General features: G+C 50.3%; 8 protein-coding genes. 3 read left to right on the top strand and 5 right to left on the bottom strand.

The genetic code is table 11. The features are described from left to right. Positions 1 to 316: 316 nt before the first annotated feature. The 3 genes from B9A24_RS21095 to B9A24_RS21085 all read right to left on the bottom strand — a co-directional run bounded on the left by B9A24_RS21095 (position 317) and on the right by B9A24_RS21085 (position 2,854). Positions 317 to 1,348 carry a replication initiation protein gene (locus B9A24_RS21095; protein WP_084448087.1) on the bottom strand — a complete coding sequence of 344 codons (1,032 nt, stop codon included), beginning with the start codon at positions 1,346 to 1,348 and terminating at the stop codon, positions 317 to 319. Between the two features lie 383 nt (positions 1,349 to 1,731). Continuing rightward, positions 1,732 to 2,043, bottom strand: coding sequence for a hypothetical protein (locus B9A24_RS21090; protein ID WP_084448085.1), 312 nt, complete (start codon positions 2,041 to 2,043; stop codon positions 1,732 to 1,734). Between the two features lie 37 nt (positions 2,044 to 2,080). Next, positions 2,081 to 2,854 (bottom strand): ParA family protein, encoded by a 774-nt coding sequence (locus B9A24_RS21085; RefSeq protein ID WP_084448083.1) that lies wholly within the window; start codon positions 2,852 to 2,854, stop codon positions 2,081 to 2,083. A gap of 360 nt (positions 2,855 to 3,214) precedes the next feature. On the opposite strand from B9A24_RS21085, the gene B9A24_RS21080 reads away from it, so the two are divergent. The 3 genes from B9A24_RS21080 to B9A24_RS21070 all read left to right on the top strand — a co-directional run bounded on the left by B9A24_RS21080 (position 3,215) and on the right by B9A24_RS21070 (position 6,221). Continuing rightward, positions 3,215 to 4,510 carry a hypothetical protein gene (locus tag B9A24_RS21080; protein WP_084448080.1) on the top strand — a complete coding sequence of 432 codons (1,296 nt, stop codon included), beginning with the start codon at positions 3,215 to 3,217 and terminating at the stop codon, positions 4,508 to 4,510. 407 nt (positions 4,511 to 4,917) lie between these two features. After that, positions 4,918 to 5,508 carry a hypothetical protein gene (locus B9A24_RS21075; protein WP_234997597.1) on the top strand — a complete coding sequence of 197 codons (591 nt, stop codon included), beginning with the start codon at positions 4,918 to 4,920 and terminating at the stop codon, positions 5,506 to 5,508. Between the two features lie 110 nt (positions 5,509 to 5,618). Continuing rightward, positions 5,619 to 6,221 carry a hypothetical protein gene (locus B9A24_RS21070; RefSeq protein ID WP_143435161.1) on the top strand — a complete coding sequence of 201 codons (603 nt, stop codon included), beginning with the start codon at positions 5,619 to 5,621 and terminating at the stop codon, positions 6,219 to 6,221. A gap of 158 nt (positions 6,222 to 6,379) precedes the next feature. Here the strand turns inward: B9A24_RS21070 and B9A24_RS21065 are convergent, their stop codons facing one another. Both B9A24_RS21065 and B9A24_RS21060 read right to left on the bottom strand, forming a co-directional pair. Next, complete coding sequence (locus B9A24_RS21065; protein WP_143435160.1) at positions 6,380 to 6,925, bottom strand: hypothetical protein; 546 nt, start codon at positions 6,923 to 6,925, stop codon at positions 6,380 to 6,382. Between the two features lie 164 nt (positions 6,926 to 7,089). Continuing rightward, complete coding sequence (locus B9A24_RS21060) at positions 7,090 to 7,368, bottom strand: hypothetical protein (RefSeq protein WP_084448075.1); 279 nt, start codon at positions 7,366 to 7,368, stop codon at positions 7,090 to 7,092. Positions 7,369 to 7,624: the final 256 nt, after the last annotated feature.

Raw genomic sequence — 7,624 nt, 5'->3', positions numbered from 1 at the left:
ATGGATACCCATACTGCAAGCAATACTGCGAGCTAGGCCTATCAAAAATTGAGTTATGTGGTGTAGGAGACGTCCCATATTCTTAGCTGATGAATTTATTCAGAAATAGTCAAGGAGCAATATTAACAGATTGCTTGCAACTATCGATGGCACTCTAATGGGACAGGAAAGGGAAAACGGCCCGCTGCGGGCTGGCTCCCTTCGCGGAATAGTTGCTTAACATAATGTACGTTATACCCGACTTATGCCCGAAGTGCTATTCGGCGTCTAGCAATGGATTTGCATTTTGTTGACTGGCTCCAGCGTAGGTGCTGAGCTACAGCTTCGCGAAGAGGCCCCGGAACTCGCTCTTTAGCAGATTGACAGTGTGCCCGCCTAGGTTGTCATATACCTTGCTCTTGGTTTCGTGACTGGTTAGCACGGGGTGAGTAATCTTCAGGAGCCTAGCCATTTGCGTTTCATCATCTCCTAGGTACTCCAGTATTGTGCGTATCTGAGTTTCGGTAACCATGAGCTTAGCCAAGCGCCCGGTAATACGCTGCTGTAGGGTGGGGTGCTCCGAGGGAAGATCTAACTGAGGCTGTGCCACTTTGCTAGGTCTTTTGCCTTGGGTGCTGGTAGGAAGGGCAATAACCCGGGCTAACGGCCCCTCATTAGCACCTATATGCTTGGGAATAGTAAAGATTAGCTTGCCAACCTTTTTGCCTTCCTTCTTCACCTTATACTCTACCATCCAGCCTAAGCCGTGCAGTTCCTTAACGGCCGGCTCGAGTACGTAGCGTTTAAAGTCGTAGAAGATCGTGTAGGCTGTATCAAGATCATCCCCAAGTATTTGATTGCGAAAAGAATCTAAATCCGTTTCCCAAGTGCCTACATCATCCCAGCTAGTTAACAGCCAATAGAGCCGGTGCGCATGCGCGCTCTTCAATGTCAGCAAGGTTTCAATCTCCACCTTGGTAAATTGGTTGGCCAACTGCAGTAAGAACGGCTTAATCTCCGGGGCAAAGTTACCGGCCAACATACCTGTTCCTTCATCCAAATCCATGAAGCTAATAATGCCATACTTCTGGCTGCGGCGTTTGTCCTTGCCGGCAGCAGACTTCAACTTCAGTTCAACTACTTTGCCCATCAGACCTTTACAGGCTTCGTCAACCTGATCGTATCCAGATCCGCCTTTAGTAGCTAGCACCCGCTTAATGGGAATGCGTATCTCAGGTAGCTCGGTATGTTTATCGCTTATGCATCCTAAGGCCAGCGCAAAAATGCGGGCTTCCATGTGCGTCAGCTTCAGCGGCGCACGAACTAATACGTTGGCTTGCCGGGCTTGGGGATATAGAATAGGTTCCATAGTTGAGCAGTGACCCGCAAAGTAGGAACATCTACGGAAGAAATAGATATAGTTTCCGTAGGTGGGGCAATGTTTCCGTAGTACGGTGGCAATCCTTCCGTAGATAGTGGCAATGTTTCCGTAGCACGGTGGCAACCCTTCCGTAGTACGGTGGCAATCCTTCCGTAGATAAGACCCTCTATTACTTGACTATTAGATAGTTAGGCCTGCTAGAAGAATAGAAGAAAGAAGAATTAAGAAGAACAGAAGTACTTCTGCTTCTTTTGAATGTTTTTTTAAAAGGAGAAGGACTGACAAGACATCCAACGTACAGCCAGCGTTAAACTCTTTGCGCAACTACGGAAGAATTGCCACCACTATAGAGGCAGTGGCTACAAGAGTTACTATGGCAGCTTACGCTTCACCCGTTCCTTTTCAGGTAAAGGCCGATCAGCCTCCAGGTGCTGCTCAAAATAGGTAGTCAAGGCCACGTCTAAAATACTGCTCATGTCCTCACGTGCCCAGAAGGAGAGTTGATGCAGGCGACGGAAGGTTTCAACGGGTAATGTATTCGTGAAACGAATCTTGCTAGGCACCTCCCCGGGTTCCATTTGCTTCCCCACCTCTGGAGTGGAGGTACCTAACAGCAACTCGTCAGGGTTTGTCGGTTGGTTGGATACTAAGCCACGTAAGCCTAGTTTCGGTTTTGCGGCCATATGATACAGCTAGTATGGTTCATGCATACAATATGCATTATGCAGACAAGGAAACCATGATCTCTTTCGTTAGAGCTTCATAGTCTTGAAACGCATTTGAGGTAGGGGCCCACTCATACAAGCTCTTGCGCTGCACCTGGGCCTCTGCTATTGCTACATTTTCTCTAATGGAAGTTTGCATCACTAGCGGCCCTAGCTGCTCATGCTCCTTCATCATATCAACAAATTCATGGTGCAGGCTGCGGCGGTAACTTCGGGCATATTTGGTTAAGAACAACCCGCCCACCCTCAGTTGAGGGCTGTAGTTCTTGCGAATGCGCTCAACAATGTCTAATAAGCTCTGTAATCCTTCGAATGCAAAGTACTCCGGTTGAACTGGTACATATACTCTGGTGGAAGCGGTCATTGCTGCCAAGGCCAATGGAGAATTAGGTGAAGGGCTGGTGTCGAAGATGATATAATCGACCAAGCTATCTAGCCCATCAAGGTTGTTGCGGAACAGCATAGGGTAGGCGATATCTGCACCTAAGATCTTCTCAGCTGCAGCCAAAGGCTCGGAGGCTTGAGCCAGCCAGAGCCTTTCGCCAACGGGCTGCATAACTTGAGCGAGTGTTGCCTTTCCCTCTGCGACCTGGGCTAGATGCCTCTCTTTGCCAACAGTAGGCAAACACATGGTCAAGTTTCTCTGTGGGTCGCAATCCACTAGGAGCACACGTTTGCCAAACTGGTGCGCCAAGCAATGGCCAACAGCCCAAACGCTGGTGCTCTTAGCAACACCGCCTTTTCTGTTGGCAAAGGTTAATATATGCATAGAACGAATCTAACAAGGAGAAGCAAAGTAAGGGTGAAGATGCTTCTCTAATGACGAACCTACAATACAAGGAGCAAAATACTCTTCATGCATATTATATGCATTATGTGCATAATATGCATAAGCTATACATAGTACAAGACTAATTCTTTGAGAACTTAGCTAAAAACAGTAGTCTAACTCGGCCTTAACTGCCTTGTATTCCGTATCTTCGTGTATCACTCTTAGGGGTATGCATGGCGTGCGAACCGTGCTTGTCGTAACACCTCAACCTCTCCACTGGAGACAAGAGGCAAGCCCTCCACCCTGATTCGCACCAGGGCTTGGGGGGCTTCTTGTTTCGGGTGATCACCTATCCCAATGTTCGACAACACTAGAGCAGTAGCGAAGGAATTGCAACCAGAAGAAACACAAGCAGTTTTAGCTTCAGATGCCTTCGCGAGTTGGGATGGAGTACTAAATGAAAAGGGGTGTGCACAAGTACGGGACTACAGAGGAGTCCGCTTAAACCTGTATCCTGAGCAGGGAATCCTTAGAATGGAGGTGACACTACCTACTTTCGCCTACGGACATAACACCCAGTTGCTCGAGCTTGCTACAATGCAGACCATTGTACCTGAGTTGGCCAGAGCTGTAGGGTTGCCAGCGGAAAGGTTCGACTTGGTGGGGTTGGAAATGTCTATTGATACTGACTTACCAGTTTCGCCCCGCCCTTTCTTGGAATCGTTGATACACCATAAGCAGAGCATCTTCTGTGCAGTGAAACCACCAGCTGGAGTAGCCCGCCCGTTAGAGTACTACGCCACCCATGCTGACTATGGGGTAAAGTTCTATGATAAGGGTGCATGGGCAGCTCGGCACGACAACCCGTTACCGGCTGGTCTATACCGACTGCGTTATGAGTTGGTTCTCAAACGAGCGCGAGCTATTCAGGCAATGTTGGATTGTGAACATGTCACGTTAGCTGACCTAGCTACCCCGGCGCTGTATATTGCTGCAGCTGCTGCGTTACAGAGTCATTGGGAACAGGTGGTACGGGACAAACCACTTGATTTTACTGGCCTGAGGCCCAAGGACGCCGCCCTTCTATACTCCGGCAGTAGTCCAAAATATTGGAGGGGGTTGAAGGAGGCCAGAGTACCATCTATTACCATTAAGCGCCACAAGGCTAAGTTCAAGCAACTACTTAGCGAGTCGGACAAGAGAACGGAAAATGACATTTACAGCCAGCGGCTTCCGGCTGCTATTGCCAGCTTGGTAGCACCCGCGTTGCAGACCAAAACTGATACCATTTTCCACACTTGTAGTCAGTCGGAAACAGTATCATTTAACAGAATAAAGAGTTCTCACCCCCACCACCTCCTAGTATCCTTCCAAGAAGATGAAGAGAGGAAGGAGGTAGAAGTGAATGCCTGCCTGCGGCGCTGCTGCCAAACATGTGGTCGGCCAATCGCAGGCAACAACCCAAACGCGAAGTTTTGTAGCCCAAAAGAGCGAGGGAAGGCGGTGGCCAAACGTTGTCGCAACGCTGATAGCAATTTACGAAATAACATGCGTCGGCGTGTTCAGAGGCTGCAATGTGTACCGCAGCTCTTCGATGTTCGCCCATTCTTAAGAGTGCCTGAGGAACTACGCGAGTTTGTCTTAGCACCCTGATACAGAGCCCCCACCCCTTGGAGGACAGAGCCCGAACAGCCCCCAAGCTCCGAGAGTAGGCCAACATCAACTGTAACTGAATTAGCCGAAAATTACGGCAGAATACGGGCTAACCTGTCTACTAGCGAGGCTAAGTTTTGCGGTGCTTCTGTAGAAAGAAGATAGTGCCGCAAAACTCTAATTTCAGGGGGTATGCAAATTTTGCAGGGGGTGTGAAAAATAACCCCAGATAGGTTAATAAGACGATAGTAGGGGATGCAGGGGGCCAGAAATTTGAACCCAAAATTTGAAGAAGGGAAATTTGAATAACGCAATAGAGGGCTAAGATAACGCAACGATAAAACTGGAGTATACCCTAAGGATTTCGGTTAACTTAGTAAGACTTGGCCAACCCTGTTTCGCTGCTTATGCCCCGTTATCCATCCTTCCCTAGCACCGCCAATCAGCTCAAACGGCTGGAGCTCTCCTACCTGCTACGATCTGGGCTCCTACGGCCAGGTGTGCGCTCCACCACGCTCAGCTGGGGCAACCGCGGCCACCCAACGGGCAGTATTTCGCTCCAGATACACCTGCTGCCAGGACACGAAACATATTTGCGGCTCCACTACACTGCGAATAGTAAAACCAAACATGATTACCGGATTGAGCTGGAGGCCGCAGCCAGCAACTTGCCCGGAGCGAGCGCCCACCGCTACTACATGATCTGCCCCGTATTCGGTCGGCGTGCCACCGTGCTCTTCATGCGTTACGATGGCTTATTCGTTCATCGCTTGGCTTATGGGCCCCAACGTCTGTACTATGACTCTCAGCTGGAGCCGAAGCGCTTCCGCGGGCTGACCAAGCTCTTTTCGGTGGATCGCCAATGCGATAAGGCCTACCGCCCAGGCCGCAAGCTGTTCTACCAGGGCAAACCCACCCGCTGGCACGCCGCGCTGCTCAAGCAGGAACAGCAAGTAGCGGCGGCGGCTCCAGGCCTGCTACAAAGGCTGCAGCGTTGACAGTACGCAATAGGAATAGCAGGAACGTTCCTTAAGGATTTCGGTTATTCTAAAGGAGAAATGTAAAGATTACTTTCTAACGCAATAGCCTGCAGCTACCGCCTTTCGCTATGTCACGTTACCCTAACTACCCGACTACCTGCGAAGGCGTCCAACGCTTGGAGTTGACCTACCTGCGACGGATGGGCCTGTTGCAGCCGGGCCTGCACAGCCGTACCCTGCATTGGAGTAATCGTGGGGAACGCACCGGCTCGATTGGTATAGAGGCGCACATCCGGCCCGAGCAGGATAGCTACTTACGCCTGCACTACACCATCAACAGCGAGAGGAAGTACGACTACCTGGTGCCGCTGGAGGCCGTGCCTGGCAACCTTCCTGGTGCGGGAGGCTACCGCTGGTACATGCGCTGTCCCAAGACGGATCGACGGGCTACGGTGCTGTATCTGCGCACCGGCACGGGTATTTTCGCCCACCGGCAGGCCTTCCCCCAGCAGCGGCTCTACTACGATACCCAGCTGGAGAACAAGCGGTTTCGGGGCCTAGCCAAATACTACGCGGTGGATCGGATCTGGGAGGAGCAATACCGTAAAGGCCGCAAAACCCACTACCAGGGCAAGCCCACCAAGTGGTATGCGAAGCTGCTGAGACTTGAGCAACAGACCGCTGCCGGGGCTCCCGCGATGTTCCAGCGGGTGTTGGATGGCATGCGCTGAGCCCGTTGATATTATCAAGCGTTACAAGGACATACCCAGTCAACGTAGCACCCATCTGCAAGCCTTAGCGGCACCCCGATAAGGTCCGATAACGCCGCCCTACTCGGACCTTATATTCCGTCAGGTCTACCAAAAACCGGATTCTATGAGTCCAAAGTCTATCCTTTTACTCCCTTCTTAAGGAAGCAAATGCCTTCTAACTGCATAGAATCCGATTGAAACATTACTTCACAGACGGTTTGGTAGTCGCACTCCAACAGCACTGTATTCCAGACATTGCTTTGCCCAAGGGCATAGACGGACTCTTGAGGGAGGATACAGGGTTGAATCGTCATACTGGAGTCAAAGAAGCAGGTGAGTTCCAGCAGCTGCACCGGCGAATGAGTCTGGGGTCGAATGCTGAACTCAATACCCTTCCAAGGGATAACGGCATCTTCTTCGAGCGAAACAATCTCGACTAACACTAAGGCCTCATTGGACTTGAAAAGGGCAAAATTGCCCGTCTCCGAGTTGAAGAAAGCGTAGTCTTGGCTGTAGTGGAAGAACGCCGCAGTGCCTATGCTCTCTATCACTGTCTCATACAAGCTTCCTTCTTGGTCGCTTCCTAACCACTGGTTTGCAGCCTCCAAGGAGCAGATACAAACTGGTCCACCGGTGGTTTCACCGTAAACGACTAATGGGCATGCTGATGTCTTGGTCATCATAGGGCCAGTCAGCTAAAGTGCTAGAACAAGAACGCAAATTACACTGAAATCAAACTACCACTTTTCCGAGGGCGGGGGTATAACTTCGATTATGCTAAGCGACAAAACCAAGAAGCTGGAGCGGCTATCTGAACTGATACAACTATCTTTTATCTCATTAGTACTTAGTCGTAGAAGTTCTGGCCGACTATGTCTATAAGGGGCTCGATTATCAAGCCGAAAGCATTGATTTCCCCATCGGTAATACCCTTTACCAAGATCAAATCACCCAAGGCATCCAGTAGAGCTGTTTGTTGTGCCACCGATAGTCGCAAGCGCTTTTTGTCGTATGGGAGGGCAACTACCTGCTTGTCGAGATAGCGAAACGAATCATTTTCATCTAACAAGTTGATTAACAACTGGTAGTTAAGTGCATGCAAGGTTAATTCGATTTCAGAATCCATTATGTATCGGTCCTAGAAGTCGAATTATGTCAACCAACAAACGGTTCCGGGGCCTATCCAGCTACTTCGCTGTGGATAGGGAATGGGAGCAGCATTACCGCAAGGGCCGCAAAACCCCCTCCGTTTCTGGAGAGGATACGCCCGCCTGCTGGCACTCGACAAACGAGGGGCCGCAGTTGCGCCTGGATTGCTGAAGAGGCTACATGGTTGTTGACTTAGATTCTCCTTTGGAGTTGGAATCCTTGCTAAGGATGGT

It is taken from the genome of Hymenobacter roseosalivarius DSM 11622, assembly GCF_900176135.1.
GTDB lineage: Bacteria > Bacteroidota > Bacteroidia > Cytophagales > Hymenobacteraceae > Hymenobacter > Hymenobacter roseosalivarius.
The sequence above is the reverse complement of the archived record's forward strand: the minus strand, read 5'-3'. Positions and strand labels throughout refer to the sequence as shown.

Coding starts and splice junctions, on each gene's coding strand:
- B9A24_RS21085 (WP_084448083.1), bottom strand. CDS start 2,854: ATGCATATATTAACCTTTGCCAACAGAAAAGGCGGTGTTGCTAAGAGC.
- B9A24_RS21080 (WP_084448080.1), top strand. CDS start 3,215: ATGTTCGACAACACTAGAGCAGTAGCGAAGGAATTGCAACCAGAAGAA.
- B9A24_RS21070 (WP_143435161.1), top strand. CDS start 5,619: ATGTCACGTTACCCTAACTACCCGACTACCTGCGAAGGCGTCCAACGC.
- B9A24_RS21065 (WP_143435160.1), bottom strand. CDS start 6,925: ATGATGACCAAGACATCAGCATGCCCATTAGTCGTTTACGGTGAAACC.
- B9A24_RS21060 (WP_084448075.1), bottom strand. CDS start 7,368: ATGGATTCTGAAATCGAATTAACCTTGCATGCACTTAACTACCAGTTG.
- B9A24_RS21095 (WP_084448087.1), bottom strand. CDS start 1,348: ATGGAACCTATTCTATATCCCCAAGCCCGGCAAGCCAACGTATTAGTT.
- B9A24_RS21090 (WP_084448085.1), bottom strand. CDS start 2,043: ATGGCCGCAAAACCGAAACTAGGCTTACGTGGCTTAGTATCCAACCAA.
- B9A24_RS21075 (WP_234997597.1), top strand. CDS start 4,918: ATGCCCCGTTATCCATCCTTCCCTAGCACCGCCAATCAGCTCAAACGG.